Source organism: Rhodococcus sp. JCM 9793 (genome assembly GCF_055380405.1).
The window spans coordinates 1,963,856-1,989,634 of the sequence record NZ_AP043721.1 but is presented as its reverse complement, the minus strand read 5'-3'; the positions used below and the strand labels follow the sequence as shown (position 1 = coordinate 1,989,634).

Annotated in this window: 20 protein-coding genes; 9 read left to right on the top strand and 11 right to left on the bottom strand. The window is 67.5% G+C overall.

Going from position 1 to position 25,779, the window contains the following annotated elements; genetic code table 11:
* Window positions 1–8: 8 nt before the first annotated feature.
* Complete coding sequence (gene grpE, locus ACZ46K_RS11305) at window positions 9–644, bottom strand: nucleotide exchange factor GrpE (RefSeq protein WP_054805597.1); 636 nt, start codon at window positions 642–644, stop codon at window positions 9–11.
* The gene (gene dnaK / locus ACZ46K_RS11300) at window positions 641–2,482 is read right to left on the bottom strand and encodes a molecular chaperone DnaK (RefSeq protein ID WP_464748280.1); all 1,842 of its coding nucleotides are present in this window, start codon (window positions 2,480–2,482) and stop codon (window positions 641–643) included. The genes grpE and dnaK overlap by 4 nt, the downstream gene beginning before the upstream one ends.
* A 358-nt stretch (window positions 2,483–2,840) precedes the next feature.
* Here dnaK and ACZ46K_RS11295 point away from each other — a divergent pair, with 358 nt between their 5' ends.
* Both ACZ46K_RS11295 and ACZ46K_RS11290 read left to right on the top strand, forming a co-directional pair.
* Window positions 2,841–3,218 carry a hypothetical protein gene (locus ACZ46K_RS11295; protein WP_464748277.1) on the top strand — a complete coding sequence of 126 codons (378 nt, stop codon included), beginning with the start codon at window positions 2,841–2,843 and terminating at the stop codon, window positions 3,216–3,218.
* A 56-nt stretch (window positions 3,219–3,274) separates the two neighbouring features.
* Window positions 3,275–3,751 (top strand): hypothetical protein, encoded by a 477-nt coding sequence (locus ACZ46K_RS11290; protein WP_464748275.1) that lies wholly within the window; start codon window positions 3,275–3,277, stop codon window positions 3,749–3,751.
* Window positions 3,752–3,829: 78 nt separating this feature from the next.
* On the opposite strand, the gene ACZ46K_RS11285 is transcribed toward ACZ46K_RS11290, so the two are convergent.
* From ACZ46K_RS11285 to ACZ46K_RS11270, 4 genes are all read right to left on the bottom strand, one after another.
* Window positions 3,830–4,579 carry a MerR family transcriptional regulator gene (locus tag ACZ46K_RS11285; protein ID WP_464748273.1) on the bottom strand — a complete coding sequence of 250 codons (750 nt, stop codon included), beginning with the start codon at window positions 4,577–4,579 and terminating at the stop codon, window positions 3,830–3,832.
* A 102-nt stretch (window positions 4,580–4,681) separates the two neighbouring features.
* A complete protein-coding gene (locus tag ACZ46K_RS11280; RefSeq protein ID WP_464748271.1) occupies window positions 4,682–6,139 on the bottom strand; it encodes a dynamin family protein in 1,458 nt (485 codons plus the stop codon).
* Window positions 6,136–7,953, bottom strand: a complete 1,818-nt coding sequence (locus tag ACZ46K_RS11275) for a dynamin family protein (RefSeq protein ID WP_464748269.1) — start codon at window positions 7,951–7,953, stop codon at window positions 6,136–6,138. The genes ACZ46K_RS11280 and ACZ46K_RS11275 overlap by 4 nt, the downstream gene beginning before the upstream one ends.
* Window positions 7,954–8,022: 69 nt before the next feature.
* Entirely contained in the window at window positions 8,023–9,915 is a 1,893-nt protein-coding gene (locus ACZ46K_RS11270; RefSeq protein ID WP_464748267.1) for an IniB N-terminal domain-containing protein, read from the bottom strand.
* 249 nt (window positions 9,916–10,164) lie between these two features.
* On the opposite strand from ACZ46K_RS11270, the gene ACZ46K_RS11265 reads away from it, so the two are divergent.
* From ACZ46K_RS11265 to ACZ46K_RS11245, 5 genes are all read left to right on the top strand, one after another.
* A complete protein-coding gene (locus ACZ46K_RS11265; RefSeq protein WP_464748265.1) occupies window positions 10,165–11,946 on the top strand; it encodes an Hsp70 family protein in 1,782 nt (593 codons plus the stop codon).
* A gap of 11 nt (window positions 11,947–11,957) precedes the next feature.
* On the top strand, window positions 11,958–14,411 hold the full coding sequence (locus ACZ46K_RS11260) for a LuxR C-terminal-related transcriptional regulator (RefSeq protein ID WP_464748263.1): 2,454 nt from the start codon (window positions 11,958–11,960) through the stop codon (window positions 14,409–14,411).
* Window positions 14,402–16,009 carry a DUF7159 family protein gene (locus tag ACZ46K_RS11255; protein ID WP_464748261.1) on the top strand — a complete coding sequence of 536 codons (1,608 nt, stop codon included), beginning with the start codon at window positions 14,402–14,404 and terminating at the stop codon, window positions 16,007–16,009. The genes ACZ46K_RS11260 and ACZ46K_RS11255 overlap by 10 nt, the downstream gene beginning before the upstream one ends.
* A gap of 134 nt (window positions 16,010–16,143) precedes the next feature.
* Window positions 16,144–17,469, top strand: a complete 1,326-nt coding sequence (locus tag ACZ46K_RS11250; RefSeq protein WP_054810371.1) for a S1 family peptidase — start codon at window positions 16,144–16,146, stop codon at window positions 17,467–17,469.
* Between the two features lie 137 nt (window positions 17,470–17,606).
* On the top strand, window positions 17,607–18,902 hold the full coding sequence (locus ACZ46K_RS11245; protein ID WP_464748259.1) for a S1 family peptidase: 1,296 nt from the start codon (window positions 17,607–17,609) through the stop codon (window positions 18,900–18,902).
* A gap of 418 nt (window positions 18,903–19,320) precedes the next feature.
* Here ACZ46K_RS11245 and ACZ46K_RS11240 read toward each other — a convergent pair whose 3' ends face one another.
* Window positions 19,321–19,986, bottom strand: a complete 666-nt coding sequence (locus ACZ46K_RS11240; protein ID WP_054806939.1) for a DUF8020 domain-containing protein — start codon at window positions 19,984–19,986, stop codon at window positions 19,321–19,323.
* Window positions 19,987–20,393: 407 nt separating this feature from the next.
* On the opposite strand from ACZ46K_RS11240, the gene ACZ46K_RS11235 reads away from it, so the two are divergent.
* Window positions 20,394–23,534, top strand: a complete 3,141-nt coding sequence (locus tag ACZ46K_RS11235; protein WP_464748257.1) for a (Fe-S)-binding protein — start codon at window positions 20,394–20,396, stop codon at window positions 23,532–23,534.
* Between the two features lie 59 nt (window positions 23,535–23,593).
* Here the strand turns inward: ACZ46K_RS11235 and ACZ46K_RS11230 are convergent, their stop codons facing one another.
* The gene (locus ACZ46K_RS11230; RefSeq protein WP_464748255.1) at window positions 23,594–24,004 is read right to left on the bottom strand and encodes a hypothetical protein; all 411 of its coding nucleotides are present in this window, start codon (window positions 24,002–24,004) and stop codon (window positions 23,594–23,596) included.
* Window positions 24,005–24,064: 60 nt separating this feature from the next.
* Here ACZ46K_RS11230 and ACZ46K_RS11225 point away from each other — a divergent pair, with 60 nt between their 5' ends.
* Window positions 24,065–24,304 carry a hypothetical protein gene (locus tag ACZ46K_RS11225; protein ID WP_464748253.1) on the top strand — a complete coding sequence of 80 codons (240 nt, stop codon included), beginning with the start codon at window positions 24,065–24,067 and terminating at the stop codon, window positions 24,302–24,304.
* Window positions 24,305–24,384: 80 nt separating this feature from the next.
* Here the strand turns inward: ACZ46K_RS11225 and ACZ46K_RS11220 are convergent, their stop codons facing one another.
* Genes ACZ46K_RS11220 through ACZ46K_RS11210 form a run of 3 tightly spaced genes read right to left on the bottom strand, consistent with a single transcriptional unit; the run spans window position 24,385 to window position 25,745 of the window.
* Window positions 24,385–24,960 (bottom strand): IS630 family transposase, encoded by a 576-nt coding sequence (locus tag ACZ46K_RS11220; protein ID WP_464743395.1) that lies wholly within the window; start codon window positions 24,958–24,960, stop codon window positions 24,385–24,387.
* Window positions 24,939–25,466 carry a winged helix-turn-helix domain-containing protein gene (locus tag ACZ46K_RS11215; RefSeq protein WP_464743397.1) on the bottom strand — a complete coding sequence of 176 codons (528 nt, stop codon included), beginning with the start codon at window positions 25,464–25,466 and terminating at the stop codon, window positions 24,939–24,941. The genes ACZ46K_RS11220 and ACZ46K_RS11215 overlap by 22 nt, the downstream gene beginning before the upstream one ends.
* A 51-nt stretch (window positions 25,467–25,517) precedes the next feature.
* The gene (locus ACZ46K_RS11210) at window positions 25,518–25,745 is read right to left on the bottom strand and encodes a hypothetical protein (protein ID WP_464748250.1); all 228 of its coding nucleotides are present in this window, start codon (window positions 25,743–25,745) and stop codon (window positions 25,518–25,520) included.
* Window positions 25,746–25,779 lie beyond the last annotated feature (34 nt).

The window sequence follows — 25,779 nt, the reverse complement described above, 5'->3', positions numbered from 1 at the left end:
TGTTGTTCTTACTCTGCGCCGGACTCGTCCGACGACTTATCTTGCGGTGTGTCCGACGGATCTCCGTCGGTCACGGTGACCATCGCGTGTCGCAGGATCCGCTCGTTGTAGCGGTAGCCCTTGCGCAGGACCGCCCCGAGAACGGGATGGTTACCGTCGCCCTCCATCTGGACCGCTTCGTGGAGTTCGGGGTCGAAGGGGTCACCTTCGACTCCGAATCCGGCCAGCCCCAGCGAGTCGAACACCGTGGTCAACTTGTCGGACATCGCCTTGAGCGGGCCCGACTCTAGATCTCCGTGTGCTCGCGCACGGTCGAGATCGTCGAGCACGTCGAGGAACTTCGCCGCGACCGAGGCCTTGGCTTCCTCCACCACTGCGGCGCGCTGGGCATCGGACCGACGCCGGTAGTTGGCGTACTCGGCCGTGACGCGCTGCAGATCCGCAGTGCGCTCGGCGAGTTCGTCCGATTCCGGCTTCTCCGCAGCCTCCTCGGCGGCCGCTTCTGCGTCGCCCTCCGAGGCAGGAGCAGGCTCGACCACGTCGCCTTCGAGAGGTTCGGTGTCGCGAACCTCGAAGGTCTCCGGGTCGATCCGTCGCTTGTCGGTGACGGTGACCGGCTCCTGCTCGGGGGTACCCGAAGTCACTTCTTCTCCGTGTCGTTGGGCTCGTCGACAACCTCGGCGTCGACGACGTCGTCGGCACCGGCGGCTGCGCCGTCACCGGCTGCCGCACCTTCGGCGCCCTGCGACTCGTAGATGGCCTGGCCGAGAGCCTGCGACTCGGTCGCGAGCTTCTCGACGGCAGACTTCACCGCGGCGATGTCGGACCCGGCGAGAGCGTCGTTGGCTTCCTTGATGGCAGCCTCGACCTTCTCCTTGACGTCGGCCGGCACCTTGTCCTCGTTGTCCTTGATGAACTTCTCGGTCTGGTGCACGAGCGACTCGGCCTGGTTGCGAACCTCGGCCTCCTCGCGACGGGTCTTGTCTTCCTCGGCGTGAGCCTCGGCGTCCTTGACCATCCGGTCGATCTCCTCCTGGGACAGGCCGGAGCCGTCCTGGATCTTGATCGTGTTCTCCTTGCCGGTGCCCTTGTCGCGGGCGGTGACGTGCACGATGCCGTTGGCGTCGATATCGAAGGTCACCTCGATCTGCGGGACACCGCGCGGAGCCGGTGCGATTCCGCCGAGCTCGAACGAACCGAGCAGCTTGTTGTGCGCTGCGATTTCGCGCTCGCCCTGGAAGACCTGGATCTGCACGGACGGCTGGTTGTCGTCGGCCGTGGTGAAGGTCTCGGACCGCTTGGTCGGGATCGTGGTGTTGCGCTCGATGAGCTTGGTCATCACGCCACCCTTGGTCTCGATACCCAGCGACAGCGGGGTGACATCGAGCAGCAGGACGTCCTTGACCTCACCCTTGAGCACGCCGGCCTGCAGGGCTGCGCCCACAGCGACGACCTCGTCGGGGTTGACGCCCTTGTTGGGCTCGCGGCCACCGGTGAGCTCGCGCACCAGATCGGTGACGGCAGGCATACGGGTGGAACCACCGACGAGCACGACGTGGTCGATGTCGCCGACCGCGATGCCTGCGTCCTTGACGACCTGCTGGAACGGTGCTCGGGTGCGCTCGAGGAGATCGTTGGTGATCTTCTGGAACTCCGAGCGGGTCAGCTGCTCGTCGAGGAAGAGCGGGTTCTTGTCCGCGTCGACCGTGATGTACGGCAGGTTGATGGACGTCGACTGCGAGCTCGACAGCTCGATCTTCGCCTTCTCCGCGGCCTCACGCAGACGCTGCAGAGCCATCTTGTCCTTGGTGAGGTCTACGCCGTGCTGCGACTTGAACTTGTCGACGAGCCAGGTCACGATGCGCTCGTCCCAGTCGTCGCCACCGAGGTGGTTGTCGCCGGAGGTGGCACGCACCTCGACGACTCCGTCGCCGATCTCGAGGAGGGACACGTCGAACGTGCCGCCACCGAGGTCGAAGACGAGGATGGTCTGTTCTTTCTCACCCTTGTCGAGGCCGTATGCGAGCGCGGCCGCGGTGGGCTCGTTGACGATGCGCAGGACGTTGAGGCCGGCGATGGTGCCGGCTTCCTTCGTCGCCTGACGCTGGGAGTCGTTGAAGTACGCGGGGACCGTGATGACCGCGTCGGTGATGTCCTCGCCCAGGTAGGCCTCGGCGTCGCGCTTGAGCTTCATCAGCGTGCGAGCGCTGATCTCCTGCGAGGTGTACTTCTTGTCGTCGATCGCAACGTTCCAGTCGGTGCCGACGTGGCGCTTGACCGAGCGGATCGTGCGGTCGACGTTGGTGACCGCCTGATTCTTGGCGGGCTGACCCACCAGAACTTCGCCGTTCTTGGCGAACGCAACAACCGACGGGGTGGTGCGTGAACCTTCAGCGTTTGCGACCACGACGGGTTCGCCGCCCTCCAGGACGGAGACGACCGAGTTGGTGGTCCCGAGGTCGATACCGACCGCACGAGCCATGATTTCCTCCAAATGCTTTCGAGAATGTTCCTTGCTCAACCTGAGCCTGTCCGACTCACACTGAGCGCGGTCGACTCGACTTTGCACCCACAGGACCCTGCAAGTCAAGCAAGTTGAGTGACATACGCTCAAGTTGTCTGATGGGTCCAACGGCAGGTATCGGAAGAATGTTCCGAATGTGACCTAAATCACTTACGGTTGCAACCGAAATGGGCAACCACACCGGCTACGAAACGCGGTATCTGCCCGAAAGCGTTGTAACGGTGCTTGTCCACAGGCGTCCCGGTTGTCCACAGATCCTGCGTCCGGGCACAGATCCTTCCCGATCTCGTCGCAGTGTGCCGCGACGCTGACCGGCATGACCGAACCACTGTTGACACTCCGATCCGATCTATTGGCAACCGGCACCACCGCCGACGAGATCCGGCACGCGCTGCGCAACGGATCACTGAAGCGCATCGCACGCGGCATCTACGTCGACGCCGCCACCGACCTCGATCCCGTCGCGCAACACCGCGCTCGCCTGTCAGTGCTTCGGGGCACCTTCTCCGACGACGAAGCCATCAGCCACGTCTCGGCTGCCGTCCTACACGGATTCGACTTGTGGGACATCGATCTGACGTGCATTCACCTCACCCGCGACCGCGCCTCCGGCGGAAGCCATCGCGGCACCCGGCATATCCGCACCACGCCACTACTGCCCGACGAGATCTGCCACGTCGACGGCGTCCCCTGACCTCCGTCGCGCGAACGGTCGTCGACCTGGCACGGACCCTGCCGGTCGACCAAGCGGTGATCACCGGAGACTCCGCGCTGCGGATGCACCCGGACGCCGCATTGTCGTTGCCCGAGACAGTGGCCGCGGGACGAGCGCGGCAAGGGATCGCGAAGGCCCGTCGAGCCGTGGAATTCCTCGACGGCCGCAGCGAGAGCCCTGGCGAATCACTCAGCCGGCTCCGGATCCACACCGCAGGTCTCCCTGCTCCCGCATTTCAGCAGGAACTCCGAACCGGCTCCGGAGTGTTCGTCGCCCGGCCCGACTTCTTCTGGAAGGACCCGGGCGTGGTCGGAGAGTTCGACGGGCGCGGCAAGTACGGCGCCGACGCGCCCGGCGCGACCGCGGAGGCCATCCACCGCGAGAAACTCCGGGAGGACGCGATCCGGTCGCTCGGCTACGAGGTGGTGCGGTGGACATGGCGGGAGTTGTTCGAGTTCGACGCGGTGCGCACACGCTTGGACGACGCAGCCGCCAGAGCACGTCGACGGTAGTTACAAGAACAACGGACAGATACAGACCCTCGCAAAGGTTGTATCTGTCCGTTGCTCCGCTTCTACACCGACCGAGTTCTACGCCGACCGAGCCTCGTTCGCCTTCGTGATGAACTCGATCTGCTCGGGACTCGGCCCGCAGAACTCCTGCTCGATCCGCTGCGCGTTGTCGGTGTGCATGCGGTACATGCCGTCGCGCAGTCCCTCGTCACCGCCGTGGAACTGTTCGAGCAGCCCCATCCACTGCGCCGCCATCTCCTGGGCTTCGGGCGCCTCCGGATCCATGCCGGCGCTCAGCGCGGCATTCACGCGTGGAATGAGCTCCTGCCACGACGATTCCGCCGCCGCAATCGTGTCCTCACCCAACTCTGCGCGACGCTCGGCCAGGTCTGCGAGCTGAGATTCGCTGAAATAGCGTTTCACTGTGTCATCCACGTCGGTCACTCCTTTGATCACTTCGAGGAAGTCGGCCACCGAGGCGTCCGGCGACGTCCGCACTCTCCGGGAGAGCATCTCGACGTGCGCGCGCAAGGTGCGTGTCGCGGTGAGTTGCTCGTCCAGATACGCACGGTGCGCATCGAGGATCTCCGACAGTGACGTGTCTCCGTCGGTGACCGCGGCGATGGAGTCGAGCGACAAACCGAGTTGACGCAACGCCAGCACTTGGTAGAGCCGCTGCACATCGTCCGCCTCGTACAGGCGATGCCCCGACGTCGTCCGCCCCGACGGACACACCAGTCCGATCTCGTCCCAGTGATGCAGTGTCCGCACGGTCAGGCCCGTCGCCGACGCGAGCGGTCCCACCTTCCATGTCTCGGTGGTTCGCATCGTTCACCCACTTCCACCGGCACTGTCTGCGCCGGCACGATCGACGCTAGGACCTCACGTTACGTGAGGATCAAGTCGACGAATTCTGCGACGCGGGCGCGTTCACGAGCGGAGCGCGGTGACGATCCCCTCCGCGCTGCGCGCCGCCACCGTCGCCGCCCGGGCGGTCAGTGGGTCGAGGAGCGGATGCTCGGCGCGCTCACGCCACCACCGCACCGCGGCGACACCGACATCGCGAACCTGGGTGAGCGGCGCGTCGCCGGGCAGACCGAGCCGCTGCGTCGCCTCGATCCCGAAACCACCGATCAGGCGTTGCAGGGCGGCGAGTTCATCGTCGGCCAGCGACACCTGCGCCGAGCGCAACCGGCCGAGCAGCCGCAACTCGGCGAAGCCGTGCCCGTCGGCGAGTTCCCGCTGCACTGCCGCGAGCAACTCCCGGTCGCCGCGCGTGCGCACCACCTTGTCGAGTGCGAGCAGTGCCGAGTGCGCCTTGAGCTGGTCTGCCCGCTGACCGAACTGCACGTCGATCACTTGGCGCAGTTCGTCGAGGCCGCTGCGTGCCACGAGTTCGGCAGCGAGCGACGACGAATCGCAGACCCCGAGCTGGACGAGGGCGACGGCCATCCGGATCCCGAAGAGCCCGAACCGGTCGGCGAGCTGTGCGCGCATCGCAGGATCGACAGGGAGCTCGATGTCGGACCGTGAGAAGCGGTCGGCGGAGAGCATCGCGATCTGCAGCTGCTCCCCCGGTACCTGCGCGAGCGCCTCGAACGCCACGAACTCGGACTGACGGAGCGTGCGCGCGGCCAGTGCCAGCAGGCCGGCAACGGGAACGACCGCCTGACACAATCCCGTTCGTTCGAGCTCGCCCGTGAGTCGCGACGCGACATCTCGGGCCGAGACCATGGCGTCGGCGCGTCCCGCCCCCACCTCGTCGGCGCGGGACACCACTCCGATGACACCGAGCGGTCCGGATTCGCCTCCCACATGCCGCCCGATCCGGTCGAGGAACTCGACGTCGGCGGCGCCGAGGGTTCGCATCAGATAGACCACCGCGTCGGCCCCGGACGCGGCGTCGTCGGGGGTCAGCAACGCCAGGGTGCGGGCCGACACGTCCCGAGACAGCGACGACGTGCCCGGGGTATCGACGAGCGTGGTGTGTGCGAGCGCGCTGGCAGGCCATTCGACATCGATTCGGTCGACGCGGTCGGCCGTGAGCGGACCGAGATCGAATGTGAGCCGACGATCGTGCCGTTGCACGGGCACGGCGAGCTTCCGGCCGCCGTCGTACCAGGCGGACACCGCCGGCGTGGACCCGTTCCGATACCACGTGACGACGCGTGTGCATTCGGTTGCGTCGGTCGGGGCGATGTCCTGTCCGACAAGCGCATTGAGGAGCGTGGACTTGCCTGCCTTCAGAGACCCGGCGAGCGCCACGCGCAGCGGCTGGTCGAGCCGGTGCGCACACGCTGCGATCGACTCGGCCACCACCGGATCCGCACCGTACCGTTCGCGGGCGGTTGCGACGAGGCGGCGGGCGCGCTCGAGAGCCGCGCTCACGACTCGATCCCGGCGAATCGGGCCATGCGGTCGCGCAGGCCGGCCAGCTGGGTCACCTGGCGGTCGAGGTCGATGATGCGCCGGTTTCGTTCCTGCTGTTCGATATTCGCGGCGTCCTGCGCGGCCTTCATCGATTCCGACAACGATCGGAGGGTCTGGTCGGCGATGTCCGTGAAGTGATCGCGCAACTGCCGCTGGATGGCCCGCAATCGATCTTTCGATTCCTTCCCCACCTGGAAGCTGACGTCGTCGGTGAACTTCCGGATCGCGACCTTCGCGTCGGCCCGCCGCTTGGCGACACGAGCCTGCCTGTCGTCACGATATGCCTTGGTGCCCAATACGACGCCCGCCCCGACCGAGATCGGGTTGACGAGCGCCATCCCCATCAGCGTGGTCACCAGTCCGAACATGAGCACACCACCGTACGACCCCTTCATCCCGACGAGCACTTTCTGCCCGACACCGATACGTCCCGACTCCAGATCGGACAGATCGTCGACGGGCTCGAGCAGCTCGGACAGGTCGCCGAGGTGCAGCGACGGCAGTTGGGCGTCGTCGAGCGTGAAGTGCTCGGCGACGGTGTCGGCCAGCGCCAGGGCACGTTCGTGCGCCCACACGAAGTTGTCGCCCACCGATTCGGCGACCTGCTCGCCGAGCCACTGACCGAGTCTTGGCCATTCGCGGCCCGGATCGCAGTCGTCGACGGACTTCTCGGCCACACGGGTCACGCTGCGTAGCCGGTCGCGTAGGTCGTGGTCGACGTCCGCGGCCAGGTCGGCGATCCCGTCGGCGAGAGTGATCTGCCACCGCGCGGCGCGCGTCCGCAACGTCTCCGCAACGGACTTGGCGCGCTGAAGATCCTCGACGGCCGCAGCACCGGCCGCGGGATCGCGGAGAGCGGTGAGTTCACTGTGCACACCGAGCGCCAGATGTTCGACGACGATCCGCACGTCGCGCGCGACCGACATCCGCGCCACGTCGGCGTTGCGTTCGACCACGCGTTCGCGCAGAAAGTCGTACACCGCCGCGAATCCGGATTCCGCCTGCAGCGACGCGTCGTCGGTGCGGAGCGCGTACTCGCGCAACAGCGACGACACCGGCACCAGTGGCACATCGAGGCTCTCGTCCTGCAGATGCGTCCGGTCGGCGTCGAGGATCCGACGCCAGTGCGGGTACAGGTCGGTCTTGGTGAGCAGCACCGCCGACGCCGGGCACAGCGTGTGCACCTGACGCAGGAACGACATTTCCGGGGCGGTGAACTCCTGGCTGGCGTCGGAGACGACGAACACCGCATCGGCACTCGCAAGCAATGTCAATGTGGCTGCGGTGTGCGGGTTTCCGGGACCACCCACGCCGGGGGTGTCGACGAATACCAGCCCGTCCGCCAGCAGGGGGCTGGGTGCACTCACCTCGAGTCGCTGTACGGTGCGCCCGTCGGCATGCGGGGTGGCCGGTGTGACGCGCGCAAGATCGTCGAGTGGGATTTCGACGCGCTCGGGCCCGTCCCCCGCGAGCACCAGTTCGGCGCGAGGCCTGACTGCGTGCTGCACGAGCGTCGGTACCGCGGTGGTCTCGTCGTCCCCGACGGAGCACACGTCGAGTCCCAGCAGCGCATTGACGAACCGGCTCTTGCCCTGGTTGAGCGGGCCTACCACGACGACACGCAACCTCTGGTCGGTGACGCGGGTCCGGGCGGCGGTGAGCCGGGCGTCGAGGTCGGAGCGACCGGCGGCTCGGGCTGATGCAAGCGCCTCGTCGATGAGATCGACGAGCGCCGCGCGGCGCGCAGCGGCGTCTGTTGATGGGAGTGGCATGGTGGGGCGTCGCACCGCCTTCTGTCGGGGGGCCGGCTCCGGCCATTATGGCCGGAGCCAGGAGGCGGATCAGGGCATCGGGTCGTCCAGCACGGTCGCGTCCCCGGCGGCCGGCTCTGCCGGGTCGGCGCCGACGGTTCCGAACAGGCCACCGCCGAGGCCTCCGTCGGCCGTGAGGTCGCCGGTTCCGAACAGGCCACCGGCTCCTTCTGCCGCGCCGAACACGTCGCCATCGAGCGACGACCATGCGTTCGCGGCGCCGTCGAGCGCCCCGGTGGCGGTGCCGCCGAAGTCGGTGGCCGACTCGAGTCCGGCGGACAGGTCGCCTCCGAGGTTCGCACCCGCATCCGCTGAGCCCTCGACCGCGGTACCGATCCCCCCGCTCAGACCTGCGCCCAGATCACCACCGAGCTCCGCACCGGCTACTGCACCGGCGTCGAAGGCTCCCTCCACCGCGGTACCGAGCCCACCTGCGAGATCTGTTCCCAGACCCACACCTGTGCCGAGCCCCCCGTCGATGCCGACCGTGACGTCACCGCCGACGCCGGCCGCGAGATCTGCGCCCGCGTCGAGTGCGCCGTCGAGGGCGTAGCCGAGCTGCCCGGTCGCGTCGGCTCCCGCACCGAGGCTGCTGCCGATCGTGGTCGCGATCCCGGTCGCGAGGTCGCCGCTCGATTCGAACGACACGCCTCCGGTCTCGAGTGCACCGCCGAGCTGCGCGCCGAGGTGAGCTCCGGCCTCACCGCCGGCAGCGAACGTCGAACCGAGCACTGCCGACAGGTCGCCGCCGAGGTCTGCCTGTGCATCTGCTGCGGCGCCGAGAGCACCGCCCAGCGCCGCGGACAGCTCCGTCGTAGCCGACGTCTCGAGGCCGAGCGTGCCGCCGAGGACACCCCCGACGACCGTGCCGAGGTCGACGTCCGTCTCCCCGGTGCCGGAGAGGAGCCCGCCGAGGTCCACGCCGCCCAGAAGCCCGCCGTCGGCACCGCTTTCGATCACGGCGCCGAGCGCAGCACCCAGGTCGCCGGCTGTCTCGCCTCCTGCGCCGAGCAATGCGGACAACGACGCGCCCAGGCCGGCGACGAGGCCGGTCCCCGCGTCGAGTTCGAGTCCGGCACCGAGCACCGAATCCACGGCACCGCCGAGGACGCCGCTGAGTTCGGCACCGGCGCCGAGCGCACCGCCGAGGCCGACACCGAGGGCGGTGCCCAGTTCCGCACCGCCGGCGAGTGCGCCGTCGAGCCCTGCCGAGAATTCACCGCCCACGCTGATCGCGGCGTCGAGGAGTCCGCCGAGCGTCACGCCGAGATCGGCACCGAGCGCACCACCGACACCGAACGCAGCTTCGAGGGTTGCGCCGAGGTCGGCGCCGAGACCGCCGGCCGCCTCGATGGCCGCGTCGAGCGTCGCACCGAGGTCAGCGGCAGCACCCGCACCGAGACCGAGTCCCGTGGTGATTGCGGTTCCGACGTCGAAGCCGAGATCTGCGCCGAGGTCGAGCCCGGCGCCTGCCCCGAGGGCGCCGCCGAGCGCGGCGCCGAGGGACGCACCGAACTCACCGCCGATTTCGAGGGCCGCGCCGAGGGAGCTCGACAGATCCACGTCGAGGCCTGTGCCTGCGCCCACCTCGGCACCGGCACCCCCGGAGAGTCCGGCACCGAGGCTCGCGCCGAGGCCGGCGGCTCCGCCGAGCCCCAGCGCGCCGCTACCCGCCAGGCCCGCCGACGTCACCAGCGCACCCCCGGCCCCTACGGCACCGTTCAGCGCGGCGGTCAGGTCCGCCGTCGACCCGGCGAACAGTCCGGTGTCGGCGACGAGGGGCGCGACCGCGACGATGTCGGCGTGGCAGACGTCGATCAGTCCTGCCTCGGCGAGCACAGCCTCCGGGTTCGCGCAGTAACGAGCGAGTTCGTCCTTGTCGCGGAACAGATCGAGGATGAAGTCGAGCACTGCATTGGACATCGCATCTCTCCTGGGTTGTCGAAACTGCCTTCGACGCTACGAACCCCCGCCCCCGGCTCCCAAGGGGTCTTCGCCCCCCACCTTCGGCGATCGGGCGGTTAGGGGATGGGGGGCATTAGGGGATTCGCCCCCGCTCTGTGGGGACGCCGCTAACGACATCGGCGCGGCGAACGACATAGGAGCCGAGAGACGTGCAGGTCCCCTGCACCCACGTCGGAGGAAGCATCCGCCCGGATCAGGAGTATGTGCATGGCATCAGGACTCGGCGTCACGGTGGGGTCGGCGAACTCGGTGGCGCTCACCGCGCACGGGCCGGCCGGAAACCGGGCACCGGCCGTGCTGGTCCGCTCGACGGAACTGCATCTGCCGGCCGACGGCGTCCCGCATCTCGGTCGCGTCACCAGCCCCGGGGCGCGGGCCCTGACCGGGTTCACGGCACGTGTCGGCGATCCCGTCGGCATCCTCACCGATGACGGCGAGTCCTACCTGGGCGAAGACCTCACCGCAACCGCGGTCGCGTGCCTGCTGCACGACGCGGTGGATCCGTCTGCACCGACGCCGGCGACGACGCTGGCGTATCCGGCTGCGTGGTCCGAACACTCGGTGGCTGCTCTGGAGGCCGCTCTCGTCCGCGCGGGAGTGGACGCAGTCCTCGTCACTGAGCCGGTTGCGGCCGTGCGGTGGCTCGACGGCTCCCGCGAGGCACTCGCCGATGACGATGTGACCCTCGTGTACGACCTCGGTGCCTGCACCCTCGACGTCGCGGTACTCCGGGGCGGTACCGATCCTGTGCTCCTGGGGCGCCCGGTGTCGAGCACCGAGGTGTCCGGCGATCTGCTGGATCACGCGCTCACCTCCCACGTACTCGATCAGGTGCGTGGCGCGGTATCCGACGCCGATCTGCTCGCACCGGCAACGGTGGAAGCTCTGCACGGTCTGCGCTGGAACTGCCGCGCCGCGAAGGAGTCGCTCTCGTCCGACACCGAGACCACCGTCGCGATCGACCTGCCCGGCATCCGGCAGAGCGTGCGCGTGGTGCGCGACGAGTTCGAGGAGCTCGCGCGCGGACCGCTCGAGGCGTCACTCGACACGCTGCACGACGCCCTGCGCGCCGCGGGCATCGACATGTCCGACGTGGGCCGTGTGTTGCTCACCGGCGGTGGAGCGTCGATTCCCCTTGTCGCGGAACTTGTCTCGTCCCGGCTCGGCCTTCCGGTGGTCGCGTCCTCACAGCCCGCGTTCACCGCTGCGCACGGTGCAGCACTCGTCGCCGCAGCCACGATTCCGGCCCCCGTGCCCGAAGCTGCGCCCGTAACGGACGTCGATGCCGATACTGTCGCTCTTGCTGCGATGCCGGCAAGCGGGGTGCATCGGCCCGCTGTGTTCGATCCGGCGCCGAACGAACCGGTGCGATCGCAGGCCCGCAGGGCCACCGTCATCGGAGCCGCGGCCGCAGCAATCGTGTTGCTCGCCGGTGGCGGGCTCGCGATCGGCACACTCGCGACCGGAGGCGACAGCGGGACCAACAACCTGCTGGGTGACGCGGCAACGACCAGCACCACTCGCACTCCCTCTTCGGGGTCCATTCCGGCCCTCGATCCGGCGTCCGGTGTCGCTGTCGGCGACCCCGGCCTGTCCGCGACTGCAGTGCCTGCGGGAATCACACGCGCTGCCACGACTGCGGACGCGGTCGCCACACCGGACGCACCTGCGAATCCCGGCACACCGGTGACCGCAACGGACGGTGCCCCGGCCCCAGCGCCCGCACCGGCCGGCACAGCGCCCGCACCGGCGCCCACCGCCGCGCCGGTGGTGCCGCCCGCGCCCGCACCGCAACCTGCACCCCAGCCCGCGCCGCAACCCGATGGCAGCGGGGTCGGCGACGCATTGCAAGGCGCGGGTGAAGGCGCGGGTGCAGTGGTCGACGGTGTCGGTGGCGGGGTCGGCAAGGTTCTGGACGGCACGGGCAACGTGGTCGGCGGTGTCCTCGACGGCACCGGCAACGTCGTCGGCGGTCTGCTCGGAAACTGATCACGTCACCGATGCCGTCACTTCCCGGGCGTTCCCGCCCCGTCCCGCGTTCGGTCGCGCATGCGCTCGCAGCCGATCCGCCGCTGCTGCTACTCGTCGGTGGGGCGGGGACCGGCAAGTCGGAGATGCTCGCCACCCTGTGCGAGACCGACCTGATCGGATCCGCGCGGATAGTCGACGACGCACATACCCTGCCCGCCGACTCCGTGCACGACCTCGCGGCGCTCGCGCAGGGCGGCGCGCACGCGCTCGTCGTCGCGACGCAGCCGCGCACACACCGCGCCGATCTGCGTGCGCTGGCCTCGGCGTTCACTGCCCGTTCAGCACTCGTCGAACTGCGACCGTGGAGTCCTCGCGAGATCGCCGGTCGCGCCTCCGCACTCGGAGACAGCCGGCCGCCCGACATCATCCAGGCGGTGCACCGTCTCACCGGTGGTGTGCCCGATCTCACCGAGGCGGCGTTGTCGGCATTGCAGTCGGGGGCAGATCCCCGGCAGGCGGTCGCGGAGCGGGTCCGTGAACGTATCGCGACCGACCCGAAACTCGCTGCAGTACTCGCGCTCGCCGACCTCGGAATTGCACTCGATGCCACCGAACTCGCCGCCGTCCTCGCGACCGAACCCGAGCAGGCCCGCGACACAGTCGATGCGGCACATGCCAGCGGTCTTCTCGTCGGCCACGACGCCCTCCTTCCCGGTGCTGCCGGTGCGCCCGCCGCCGTACTGGGAGCTCACGCGGTTCGTGCACTCGCCCGGGCACTGCTCGCTGTACGCGCACGCGACAGCACGCTCACCGTCGATCTCGCCGTGCGACTCACCTCCACGGGCATCACCGAATCCGCGCTCGCCGACTATCTGGTTGCGCAGTCGAACTCTGCCGATGCCACCGCCGCCGCGGTGCTGCTCGACACTGCGGTCGAGGCGGGCGCAGACCCCGACACACTCGCGAACCGACGCGCAGAGGCGGCGGTCGCCCTCGGCGATCTCACGACCGCCGAGCGATTGACCGACCGAATCCTCGAGGACGCGGCGTCGCGGACCGTCACCGATGTGCGGGCCGCCGTCCGCATCGCCGCGACCGCCGCCGCACAGCGGGGCATGCTCGGCCGCAGTGCCGACCTGTACGAATGGCTCGGGCCCGACAGGGCAGGTCCCGACGCACCGATCGGGGCGTCGGTCCTCCTCGCTGCCGGGCGCCCCGACGCGGCCGCCTTGCTCCGCGCTGCCGAGCCCGGTGCGCCCACGTCGTCGGCGGCGGCCGCGCAATTGTTCGAGGCGGGACTCCGGGAATCGGTGGGTGGCGACGGACGGATCGCGATGAACGGCCTCACCCGCGCGCTCGCCACCCGGGGAACCCTGCCGGGGCCGGTGCAACCCGACAGCATCGAGGCGGTCACTGCACTCTTGTGTCTGCACGCGGGCGAACTCTCCCATGCCCGGGTCGTCCTGGCTCACAACCCCACCGTGCGCCACCGGCTTCTCACGGCGTGGGCGTCGCTGCTCGGGGGTGACATGTCTGCCGCGACCGCCACGGTGGCCGAGGTGACGCCGAACGTCGTACATGCACGCGACCGGCTGTTCCTGCACGGCCTGCGCGTCGGACTCGCACGCCGCACCGGCGACCTCGGTTCGCTGCTCACCGAATGGGCTGCTGCGCAGGAGGTGGTCGCCGCGTACTCCGTGGATCTCTTCGGTCTGCTCCCGCTCGGCGAGTTGTGGCTGGCCGGTGTGCGCGCGGGCGACTCCGATCGGATCGCGCACCTGGTGACGCAGGCGCATGATCTGCTCGCCGCGCTCGGTGAACCTCCGCTGTGGGGCGCGGCACTGCACTGGTACGGGGTCCAAGCCGCGATCACAGCGAACCACCCCGCCGACCTTGTCCCACATGCACGAGCCCTCGCCGCAGCCGCCGAAGCATCGTCGTATGCAGCAGCGCTCGCCCGCGCGGGACATGCGTGGCTCACCGTGCTCCAGGGCGACGTCGACGCGGTCCGGATCCGAGACGCCGCGCAAGCGCTGGCCACGATCGGACTACCGTGGGACGGCGCGCGGCTGGCGAGCGAAGGCGCGCTCCGGGCGTCCGACACATCGACAGCGACGGCACTCCTGCAATTCGCACGCACGGTGCGGCAGACCTCCGATTCAACGCCTTCACCACCCGACTCTGTTCGCGAAGCGGCCCCCGGAAGGAACGCATCCGACGACCGGACCACCAGGGGACCGCTGTCCGAACGCGAGGCAGAGGTTGCCGACCTCGTCGTTTCGGGACTCACCTACCGCGAGGTAGGGAATCGCCTGTACATTTCCGCGAAGACCGTGGAACATCATGTCGCCCGGATCCGTCGTCGCCTCGGCGCCGGAACCCGCTCCGAGCTGCTCTCCATGCTTCGAGCGATGGGGTACGGCGTCGATGTTCGGCGATGTGACACGACCTACCAGAATGGGGGAACTTCGGCATGTCCGTAGGCGTAGGCCTGAGGGTCGGCACGACCGTGTCGTCGGTTGCCGTCACGTCCCCCTCCCCCGGACGACCCGACCCGGAACCCATCGAGCGGCGCAGTGCAGTGCATCTGCATTCCGACGGCACCGCCACACTGGGCGAACACCACGTCGCCGACGGCAACACGAGCTCGTTCACCGACTTCGTCGACCGGCTGGGACGTTCCAACGGTGTCCGTGCCAACGACGGTGCGCTGTCCCGCGCGGAAGATCTCGTGGCGACCGCGATGGAATGCCTCATCGCCGACGCCGGGTCCATGATCGGCGACGAGAACTACACCGTCGTGGCGTCCCACCCCACCGATTGGCCACCGTCGACCGTCGCGCTGCTCCGCAACGCCCTCGACTACGTGGGTTTGCGACACGTGTCCCTCATCTCCGATGCCGAGGCCGCTGCCGCGTGGTTCGAGTCGCAGGTGGCACACCAGACCGGCCGCCTCGTCGCGGTCTACCACATCGACCCGCATGGATCGACCGTCACACTCGTCCGCTCCGGTGTCGTCGCGGGTAAGGCGTTCCGCTTCGCCGAAGGTGACGCCCCGTCCGTCTCCGCGCAGTTGTCGACGGCGCTCGGAGCGTTCGGCTGGCTCGTGACCAATCTCGACGCCATCGTCGTGACCCTCGACGAAACGGTCGACACCAGCGCCGCGCAGATCGTCACCCAGTCCATCAAGGCCGGCCTCGGTGTGCGATGTGCACTTGCGCCCGACCCCCACCAGACGATGGTTCGTGGCGCGGCGCTCGCTGCCGCGGCAGGGTCGGTGGATCTCCTCGGATCGACACAGGTACTTCCCGCCACCCGGCCGACCGGCCCGAAGCGCGCCGATCTGGATCCCGAGACCACCACGGTGATCGCCAAGGTCACGCCCACCGCTGCCGCCACGGCCACACCAGCAAATGCCGGCAGGGGCGCTGCCTCCACGAACGCGACGACCCCCGGAAAGGTGGGCCCGGTCGACACCGCGCATCCGGCGACCGACACCGATCCCGACAAGAAGCCGAAGATCGGTGTCTGGGCCGCAGCCGCGGCAGTCGCATTGATAGTCGGCGTCGGCGTGCTCGTCTTCACACTGCGCGACACCTCCACTGCGAGCGCGAACCCGCCGATCACGACGACCGCGCCGAGCGCGATCTTCCCCACGGGCACGCAGTCCGAGCCGCGATCGACGTCGGCGAAACCCACAACCTCGGAAACCTCCGAGACCTCGACGACCGCTGAAATCGAAGAGGCCGAGTACACGGCGCCGGGGTACGCGGCAACGGACGTCCCTCAGACACAGTTCGAGGCGGAGACCTCGAACACCGAGTCGTCTGCGACCACGGAGAAGAACACCTCGTCCACCACTGCGCCGACGAGCAGCAGCACCGGTTGGTCGCGCCGTAACCCGCCGAACGAGCCGAGCATCGGTTCGGGCGGCTCCGGCGGTGGCTCGAGTTCGCCGTCACAGTCGTCACCGGCGCCGACCACAACGACCGAGCCGGACCCCACCGACGGGCCCGATCCGACCGAGACGACGGCAGCTCCCTCCGAAGAGGCCACCACCACGGTGCCGGAAGAGATCTAGCCGAATCGGTGCTTCCGGCCTATTCAAGATCAACGGCCGGTGCCGTACGCTATCCGAGGACCACACGGACCTCACGGCCAGGATTTGCAAAACACCAGTTCAGACACAAGATCGACCGATTATGAAAGGCCTTCATGCGTCACTCGTCGGCGTCGCGCGCCGCAGTCCGTACCACCATCCGTCGTGCCGCCACAATCGCGGCATCAGCGGTGCTGCTGATCGGACCGCTGACCGCAACCGCGAACGCCGCTCCCGCGGACCAGACGCCCGACCTTCCGCCGGAACTCGTCGAGGCCGTGCAGCGCGATCTCGGGCTCACCCCCGAGCAGTACCTCGAACGCGCGGCTCGCGCCCAGGAACTGAACAGCTACGCGCGCGACTTCCGCGCCGAGCGCCCCTCCGACTTCGCCGGAGCATGGATGAGCGACGACGGGAATCCCGTCGTCGCCGTCACCAACCGTGACGCAGCACGGCAGGCCGAGCAGGACGGCTACCAGGCCACGGTCGCACCCATCTCGGCCGATGGTCTCGAACAGGCCCTCGCAGAACTCAACCGCTGGGTCGCTGCACTGCCGCGCGAGGTGTCGTCGCAGGTCAACAACACGTCGATCGATGTGCTCAACAACCAGATCGTCGTCGACATCGTCAACTCGCCTCTCGGCCGCGCGCTGAACCTGCCCTCGCTCATCGCGAACATCCAGGTGCAGCTGACGCCCGGCATGCCCTCCAACGACCCGTCCCCGCTCGGCGGCGACACCTACATCACCGCCGACGGCAACGTGCGCGACACACCGCTCGAGCGCATCGGCATCTGCTCGTTCGGGTTCAACGGTGTCGACGCGAACGGTGATCCCGTCAACATCACCGCCGGCCACTGCGACGCCGTGGCCCGTGAAGACGGCGGATCCACCGTGTACCTGCCCAACCGCGGGAACATCGACGAGAGCGTACAGATCGGCTCGTTCACGAGCTCGACGGCAGGCACCGACAGCAACCTCGACTACGGCATCATCTCGCTCAACGATGCGGGTGTCGACGCAGGTCTCGACCGCCCGACGGTGCGCGGCGGAAACGGTTCGACTCTGACGGTCACCGGTACCGCACGTCCCGTGGTGGGCGCCCCCGTGTGCAAGTCCGGACAGTCGTCGTCGTTCACGTGCGGTGTGGTCGCCGCCGACCACGTCGAGACCCAGCTCTTGTACGCCAACGGCAGCGCGAGCACTGTTCGCGGCTTCGCGACCACCGCATGCACCCTGTCGGGTGACAGTGGCGGCGCGATCGTCACGGGCACTCTCGCCCTCGGTGTGATCTCGGGATCGAACAGTGCCGGTGCACCCGACTGCGTCGAGGCCAACCTCGTGCTCGCCACCACCGGCGGGACGTCGAGCCTCGGGATCCCGGTCGGCGACATCGCAGACGCCACCGGAACCCGCGTGCGCACGGCATCCTCGCCTGAATAATCACAGAAGTCACATGCGACACACTGGTAACCAGGGCGTCCGCCCGGGTTGCCGATATCAGCCCATATGATCGTGTCGCCGATCCGCTCCGATCGGCATCTCCACGTCACGCGTGGAGGTCACTGAGAAAGGTATCCATGCGACGCTCCTTCGCACGTCGGGCAGCCGTCCTCGGCACAGCCGCTGCGCTCCTCATCGGACCTGCAGCGCTGGTGGCCCAGGCCGACCCGGCTCCCGTCCAGACCACGGACCTGCCCGCCGAACTCGTCGAAGCGTTGAATCGAGACCTACAGATCAGCCCTGAGCGGTTCCTTCAGGACGCCGCGCGCAGCCAGGACCTCGCACGGTTCGCGGAGACGGCACGCGAGCAGTTCGCGTCCGTGTTCGCAGGCGTGTGGCTCGACGATCAGGGCACAGCCACTGTCGGACTCGCGGACGGTGAGCAGTTCGACGAGGCCCGCACGTCCGCTGAGGACGCAGGGTTCGCGGTGCAGCGGACCGAGGACAGCGAGAGCGCCCTCAACGACGAGTTGAAGGCGCTCAACGACTGGCTCGAGACACAGCCGCCGGCCATCGCCGATGTGGTTCGCGGTGTCGCCATCGACGTCATCAACAACGACGTCATCGTGCGCGCCGAGAACGTCGCTGGAGTGGAGCTGCCCGATTTCCTCTCGGGTGTGCGGGTGCTGTTCGCTCCCACCGAGCTCACCCCGCAGCCTGCCGCAGATCTACATCCCGTCGCAGGGAACGCCGCACCCGACGCACTGCTCGGTGGCGACGCATACGCATCACTCGGACAGGGAACGGGCCTGCGCTGCTCGCTCGGCTTCAACGCCGAGGACCGTCGCGGCCCCGTCAACATCACCGCCGGGCACTGCGACCCGAACCGCGCTCAGGCCGGCACCCAGTGGGCGTCCGATGTGTACCAGCTGAACGGTGAGACGCTCGGTCAGCACCTCGGCAAGTTCGAGAAGACCAGCCTAGACGACAGCGACTACGCGATCATCCGCCCGACCGGAGAAGCCGAAGGCCGGTTCGAGAACAACGGTGTCCGCGTCCCGGGTGCTGCTCCCCTGCCGATCACCGGTACCGCCGATCCCATCGTCGGAACACCCGTGTGCAAGTCCGGTCTGCGTACCGGCTACAGCTGCGGCGTCGTGACCGCGGCGAGCCAGAACGTCGAGATCGGCCATCGCATCCTGCAGAACGGCTTCTCCACCAACCTGTGCGCGCTCCAGGGCGACAGTGGCGGCACGCTCGTCACCGGCACCCTTGCCATGGGCATCTCGAGCGCCTCGAACGTCGGCCAATACGGCATGTGCGAGATCGCCACTCTCGTCAGCGGCCTGCTGGGTGAATCCCCCGAACTGTTCGCGACTCCGATCAACTCGATCCTCGCCGAGAACCCGGGCCTGACGATCCGCACCGGCTAGTCCTCGCGACGCAACCGCGTGAGCACCACAGTGCCCGCCTTCCACACGGAAGGCGGGCACTGTTGCATTCTGCCGCGACCGGCTGCGTCTACAGCGTGGCCCGCCGTTTCCGAGCCGTGGGAGCGGGACGGGATGCGACGTCGGGATGGGGCGCGGAGTGTCGACGCGGCATCAAGATCGAAGCGGGATACGCTCCGGAAATCTCGTTCGGCCGCGAAACGAACGATGACGGGAATGGTTCCGCATCGGCGGCGAACAATAGGGAGGACACACGAAGATGTTCGGATCTGTTACGGGTAGCGCCGATTTAGTAGCGGGTTGGATCAACCTCTTGGTCCGGTTGCTCTGGATGAGCTGACGTTGAACGTCGAACGGCCTCGCCATCCATTGGATGGCGAGGCCGTTCGTCGACTGAAAATCAGTTCGCGTACACCGTGGTTCCCGGGGGTGCCGTAAGCGTCTGGATCAGGCCGATTCCTGCAATAGCCAGAGTCGGGCCGCCAACGACGATAGTGCCGATGACGCCGCCGATACCCGCACCCGCAACAGTGCCGACCGCAGGCATCACGAACGTACCGATGATGGCACCGATGATCGTGCCGGTCAGGCCGCCGACAGCAGTCGCAATACCGAGCTGCGACGCGAAGTTCTGCTGAGCCTTGAGGTTCTCATCGGGCGAAGCAACGTCGGTCACCTTGAGAGCGACCGGCGTGATGCCCGGGACGACCTTGTCCTCGGGGGCAACGGGGGTTGCCTGCGACAGGTCGGTCGACGGGGTCAGCGTGAGGGTCTTGCCGTCCTCGCTGATCTCGCGCGCGAACGGCAGCTGGATGTCGCCGAGCTGAACCGCGAGCGGCAGGCTGACGACGGTGTTGCCCGCGTTGTCCTGCAGCTCGACGCTCTGACCGTCGCCCGAGACCTGGAATGCGCCCGCGTCGATGACGGTGACGACAGACTGACCATCGACATGCGACTCGTAGTTGATCTCGTCCTGGGCCGCCGGGGCCGCGTAGGAGGTTCCGGCCGTGATCCCCATAGCGGCGATGGTCATCGTCGCCACGGCGGCAAGCTTCCTGAGCTTCATGTGTTTCCGTTCTGTGACATGGCGCACGCCCTGAGGACGCCCCCAATTTTCCTGTAAGCGTGAGACTTCCGAACCCCCGACGACGTTCTATTTGTCCGAAAGTCACGTCCGGCACAGAATCATAACCGACCTCACAGCAATTTGTTATCCGGGTATCCCCTGATAGATGCCGAATCGTGTCCGAAACTACTCACACGTCACACATTCCTTATGGAGCGGTTAGGGCATCCTGGCTCGAATTGGCGAAATGCCCGACTATAAGTTGGCTGCCGCACTGGCCTCATCAGCGAATCGATTGATTACTCACGGGTAACTGCAGTTAAGTTACTGGCGGGTAGCTTAGCGTGCGTTACGATGCTGAGGCTTATACCAGGCGGGCTGTCCGCCCCCGACACGAAAGGCCACGTATGAATGCCCTGACGATCACGTTGGGCACGATCGGCGTGCTGCTCAGCCTCGTGTGCTGGTACTCCTTCATCGGCGGCGCATGGAAGATGGTCAGCGCGATCCGGATCGGCCAACCGGCCCCGGATCGCTGGCGCCCCTTCTTCCCGCGCTTCAAGCAGATGGTCGTCGAGTTCCTCGCGCACACGAGAATGAACAAGTTCCGGACCGTCGGCTGGGCTCACTGGCTCGTCATGGTCGGCTTCCTCCTCGGCGCCATCGTCTGGTTCGAGGCATACGGACAGACCTTCGACCCCGAGTTCCACTGGCCTCTCATCGGTGGCACCGCGGTCTACCACTTCATCGACGAGATCCTCGGCCTCGGCACGGTGATCGGCATCGTCACGCTGATCATCATTCGCCAGCTGAATCACCCTCGTCAGCCCGGTCGTATGTCGCGCTTCACCGGCTCCGATTTCAAGGCCGCCTACTTCGTCGAGGCAGTCGTCCTCATCGAGGGCCTCGGCATGATCTTCGTGAAGGCCGGGAAGATCGCCACCTACGGCGGCGGCCACATGTCGACCGACTTCTTCACGATGAACCTCGCCAAGCTGCTGCCCGCGAGCACGACGATGGTCGCGATCTTCGCGTTCGTGAAGCTGATGTCGGGCATGATCTGGCTCTACGTGGTCGGCCGCAACATCACGTGGGGTGTCGCATGGCACCGTTTTGCTGCGTTCTTCAACATCTATTTCAAGCGTGAGGACGACGGCGGAGTCGCCCTCGGCGCCGCGAAGCCCATGATGTCGAAGGGCAAGCCCGTCGACATGGAGAACGCCGATCCCGACACCGACACCTTCGGTGCCGGTCGCATCGAGGACTTCTCGTGGAAGGGCTGGCTGGACTTCAGCACCTGCACCGAGTGCGGCCGCTGCCAGTCGCAGTGCCCCGCCTGGAACACCGGTAAGCCGCTGTCGCCGAAGCTGCTCATCATGTCGCTGCGCGACCACGGCAACGCCAAGGCCCCCTACCTGTTGGCCGGTGGCCGCACAGACATGGGCGGCGACGAGGTCGGTCTGGTCGACAGCGAAGGCAATGTCGACGAAGCCGCACTCGCCAAGATCCCCGAAGCGGCGCGTGCCGAGGCGGGTCGCAAGCTCGTCGGCGAATCGGCCGAGCTCGTCGAGGCCGGCGAACTCACCCCCGTCATCGACGCCGAGACGCTGTGGAGCTGCACCAACTGTGGCGCATGCGTCGAGCAGTGCCCGGTGGACATCGAGCACGTCGACCACATCATCGATATGCGTCGCTACCAGGTGCTCATCGAGTCGGACTTCCCGTCCGAGCTCGCGGGTCTGTTCAAGAACCTCGAGAACAAGGGCAACCCCTGGGGCCAGAACTCCAAGGACCGTCTCAACTGGATCAACGAGATGGACTTCGAGATCCCGGTGTTCGGCCAGGACACCGACAGCTTCGACGGCTACGAGTACCTCTTCTGGGTCGGCTGCGCCGGCGCCTACGAGGACCGCGCCAAGAAGACGACGAAGGCCGTCGCCGAACTGCTCGCCACCGCCGGTACCAAGTTCATGGTGCTCGGCGCCGACGAGACCTGCACCGGCGACTCCGCTCGCCGCGCGGGCAACGAGTTCCTGTTCCAGCAGCTCGCGCAGCAGAACATCGAGGTCCTCGACGGAGTGTTCGAGGGTGTCGAGCAGAGCAAGCGCAAGATCGTCGTCACCTGCGCGCACTGCTTCAACGCGCTGAACAACGAGTACCCGGAGGTCGGCGGCAACTACGAAGTCGTCCACCACACCCAGCTGCTCAACCGCCTGGTGCGGGCGAAGAAGCTGATCCAGGTCACGTCGGTCGGTGAAGACGTCACCTATCACGACCCGTGCTTCCTCGGTCGCCACAACAAGGTGTACAACGCTCCGCGTGAGCTCATGGCGGCGTCGGGTGCGAAGCTCGTCGAGATGCCTCGCCACGGCGAGCGGTCCATGTGCTGTGGTGCCGGTGGCGCCCGCATGTGGATGGAGGAGCGGATCGGTAAGCGCATCAACGTCGACCGTGTCGACGAAGCGCTGAGCACCGACCCCAAGAAGATCGCGACCGGCTGCCCGTTCTGCCGCGTCATGCTCACCGACGGTGTCACGGCACGTCAGGAAGAGGGCAAGGGCGAGGGTGTCGAGGTCGTCGACGTCGCGCAGCTGATGCTCGAGTCGATCGCTCGCGTCGAGCCGGAGACGCTCACGGAGAACCTCAAGGTGATCCAGGAGCCGAAGACTCAGGTCGAGGTCGAGGCTGTTGCCGAGGCTGTCGAGGAAGAGCGTGTCGAGGAGGTTGTGGAGGCCGCTGAAGCTCCGGCAGCCCCCAAGACGACGGGTATTCCGAAGGCCGGCGGTCTGCAGATGAAGGGCGGACTCAAGGGCCCCGGCGCCAAGAAGGCAGCCGCACCCGCTGCTGCAGCGGCACCTGCAGCCGAGGCAGCGGAGGCTCCGAAGGCGAAGCCCGGCGGTCTGCAGATGAAGGGCGGGCTCAAGGGACCGGGCGCCAAGAAGGCGTCGGCACCTGCGGCAGCGGCTCCCGCAGCCGAGGCTGCTCCGACCGAAGCTCCGGCCGTCCCGAAGGCCAAGCCCGGCGGACTGCAGATGAAGGGCGGACTCAAGGGCCCCGGCGCCAAGAAGGCGGCGGCACCGGCCGCGCCCGCTCCGGAAGCTGCAGCTACCGAAGCTGCTGCGCCCGCAGCCGAGTCGGCACCTCCGACCGCCAAGCCCGGTGGTCTGCAGCTCAAGAGCGGGCTCAAGGGACCCGGCGCGAAGAAGGCAGCTCCGAAGGCTGCAGCGCCTGCACCCGAGACCGCCCCTGAGGCCGAGGCTCCCACCGAAGCCGCACCCGCTGCAGAGGCCCCGAAGGAGACTGCGATCCCGAAGGCGAAGCCGGGTGGATTGCAGCTCAAGAGCGGACTGAAGGGTGCGGGCCCGAAGAAGGCAGCGCCGGCGCCTGCAGCGGAGCCGGCTCCGGAGCGTGCTTCCGAGCAGGAAGCTGCACCTGAGCCCGCCGCCGAGCCCGAGGCCAAGCCCGCGTCGGACGCGCCGGCTCCGCCCAAGGCGAAGGCCGGCGGACTGCAGATCAAGGGTGGCCCCAAGCCTCCCGGCCGCAAGTAGGTAAGCAACGAAGAAGTGAGGCTCGCAACGCCGGTGGTTCGCCACCAGCATTGCGAGCCTCACTTTTGCGTTGCGAGCCTTCTGACTTTGAAGGTTCCCGTCGGACCGCTCCCCCGTTGCGCCAACGCAATCGCACCGCGAATCTTCGCCGCGACCGCACCGGGCGTCTCCACATCGGCCCACGTCCACCGCACCACCACCCAGCCCGCGTGACGTAGCTGATCCTCACGCAGCTTCTCCCGATAGACGACGTCCTCCGCGTCGGTCGTAGCGACACCATCGCGCCGATACTTGATCCGCCCGTCGAACTCGCCTATCACCCCGTGTTGAGGTAGCAGAAAGTCGACGCGTGCCAGCCATCGGCCGGCTGAGTCCAACACGTCGACCTGTGTAAGAGGAGTGGGCAGTTGCTCACGGGACATCAGCACTCGGCTGCGCGACTCGCCGACGCTGTCGCTTCGATCGCTCATGCAGCGCACCGCTCGCAACACGCGAGGACGGCCCGGACGGCTGCCCATTCGCTCGACAGCATGTTCCAGCTCACCGATGTCGACAAGCCCCTGACGCAACGACTGGTCGCCGAGCACCACGGCCTGCTCGAGCGGCTCCGACGCCGCGAGGTCGATGACGGTCCGAGCCACACCCAGGACACGGGCCCCGTATTTCTCCCTCAGGTCGCACTCATCCACACGCGCCGCGTGCATCACCCTCCCGCGCGACCTCTTGCTTCCGCTCGGCCGGTTCCGGGTCAGGTGGACGTCGTCGAGTGATATCCGCCAGGGTCGCAAGCCGTGGAGCACCGCAGCCGACACGTGGCTTACAGAGGTTTCGGTAATTGAGTTAGTGGTGGTCACAGGGAAAGCCCGGTGTGATCGAGGAAGCCGTGGCACAGGTCGTAGTTCGACCCGATCCGGACCAGCCCGGCCTCGGTCGCCACACGGACTTCGTCGAGGACGTCGGGGCAGAGATTGGCCAGCTCGGTGGATTTCATATTGCCCCAGACCTGTTCGATCGGGTTGAGTTCGGGCGCATAGGCAGGGAGCCGTTCGACGTGGAGCCAGTCGCGCTGGGTCGCCACCCATGCCTTCATCGCTGCAGACCGGTGAGCCATCAGCCCGTCCCAGATCACGATGACCTGCTCCCCAGCGAAGTGGGCGCGGAGTTCGGTGAGGAACTCGATGAGCTTGTCGGTGTTGTACGAGCCGTCGGTCATGGAGAACACGAACGCGCTCTCGCTGCGGTCGGGTCGATAGGCCAGGACTCCGGCCATGGACATGCGTTTCCAGGAGAATCGGTGATGCAGAACAGGTGTCACGCCTTTCGGCGCCCAGGTTGCGCGGACCACAGGCAGCAGCGACACACCGCTTTCGTCCTGGAAGCAGATCCACGCACCTCGACGCCGCGCTATTTTTTTATCCGCGGCCACTCGTTCTCGCGCCAGGCGACAATGGCGTCCTCGTCGCGTTCGACTGCCCGCCGTGCGGGTCGCTGTCGGCTCCAACCGAGCCGGGTTCGTAGGATCGTCCACGTCTGCGTGGGGCCGTAGGTCACGCCGGTGAGTCGCTCGATCACGATCGCGACCCGGCCCAGGGTCCATACTCCGGTTGCGAAGCCGTGGGCTTGGGGTCCTTTGAGTAGTTCCTCTCGGATCACCTCGATCTGGGTGTCGTCGAGGCGGGGCCGGCGTCCTGCCCGACCTGCTCCTTCAAGTGCCTCGTTGCCCCCGTCGGTCCACTGCCGGTGCCAACGTGAGGCGGTCTGCTGGGAGACCTCCAACTCGACCGCGACATCGATCTGGCGTCGCCCTGCGGCGAACATCTCTGCGGCCCGCATCCGTCGGTCACGCAACGCGTCGAGATCACGACGAGTGCCGCGTTGCTTGACTTTCCGGGCGTCGGACTCCTCGCCGGAACCGGTCTTCTTCCCTGCCATTCGTCAATGATCAAGCAGCACGGTGCGAATCACGCGCAACGACACGCCCTATTACCGAAACATCTTTAGTGCGGTGTCCGAAGACGCCACCTGCACTACGGCCAGCGAATGAAAAAGATGGCGGCCGTAATCGTCGACAGTGTCGTAGGTGTGGCGGGGAAGGAAGATTCCGGCAGCCAACCGCACCCATCGGCCGGTCGAGACGAAGCCGCGGATCTCCCCCGGTGTGTAGCCGAGCGCGAGCGCTTCTCTGCGATGGATGAGTGGTTCGTGTCCCATGCACAACAGCGTCGCGTACCCGTTGGACCACACA

Excerpts from the sequence above, each read along its gene's own strand:
- dnaK (WP_464748280.1), bottom strand. The coding sequence starts at position 2,482 with ATGGCTCGTGCGGTCGGTATCGACCTCGGGACCACCAACTCGGTCGTC.
- ACZ46K_RS11295 (WP_464748277.1), top strand. The coding sequence starts at position 2,841 with ATGACCGAACCACTGTTGACACTCCGATCCGATCTATTGGCAACCGGC.
- ACZ46K_RS11285 (WP_464748273.1), bottom strand. The coding sequence starts at position 4,579 with ATGCGAACCACCGAGACATGGAAGGTGGGACCGCTCGCGTCGGCGACG.
- ACZ46K_RS11275 (WP_464748269.1), bottom strand. The coding sequence starts at position 7,953 with ATGCCACTCCCATCAACAGACGCCGCTGCGCGCCGCGCGGCGCTCGTC.
- ACZ46K_RS11270 (WP_464748267.1), bottom strand. The coding sequence starts at position 9,915 with ATGTCCAATGCAGTGCTCGACTTCATCCTCGATCTGTTCCGCGACAAG.
- ACZ46K_RS11265 (WP_464748265.1), top strand. The coding sequence starts at position 10,165 with ATGGCATCAGGACTCGGCGTCACGGTGGGGTCGGCGAACTCGGTGGCG.
- ACZ46K_RS11260 (WP_464748263.1), top strand. The coding sequence starts at position 11,958 with ATGCCGTCACTTCCCGGGCGTTCCCGCCCCGTCCCGCGTTCGGTCGCG.
- ACZ46K_RS11255 (WP_464748261.1), top strand. The coding sequence starts at position 14,402 with ATGTCCGTAGGCGTAGGCCTGAGGGTCGGCACGACCGTGTCGTCGGTT.
- ACZ46K_RS11250 (WP_054810371.1), top strand. The coding sequence starts at position 16,144 with ATGCGTCACTCGTCGGCGTCGCGCGCCGCAGTCCGTACCACCATCCGT.
- ACZ46K_RS11245 (WP_464748259.1), top strand. The coding sequence starts at position 17,607 with ATGCGACGCTCCTTCGCACGTCGGGCAGCCGTCCTCGGCACAGCCGCT.
- ACZ46K_RS11240 (WP_054806939.1), bottom strand. The coding sequence starts at position 19,986 with ATGAAGCTCAGGAAGCTTGCCGCCGTGGCGACGATGACCATCGCCGCT.
- ACZ46K_RS11235 (WP_464748257.1), top strand. The coding sequence starts at position 20,394 with ATGAATGCCCTGACGATCACGTTGGGCACGATCGGCGTGCTGCTCAGC.
- ACZ46K_RS11230 (WP_464748255.1), bottom strand. The coding sequence starts at position 24,004 with ATGAGCGATCGAAGCGACAGCGTCGGCGAGTCGCGCAGCCGAGTGCTG.
- ACZ46K_RS11225 (WP_464748253.1), top strand. The coding sequence starts at position 24,065 with ATGTTCCAGCTCACCGATGTCGACAAGCCCCTGACGCAACGACTGGTC.
- ACZ46K_RS11215 (WP_464743397.1), bottom strand. The coding sequence starts at position 25,466 with ATGGCAGGGAAGAAGACCGGTTCCGGCGAGGAGTCCGACGCCCGGAAA.
- ACZ46K_RS11210 (WP_464748250.1), bottom strand. The coding sequence starts at position 25,745 with ATGGGACACGAACCACTCATCCATCGCAGAGAAGCGCTCGCGCTCGGC.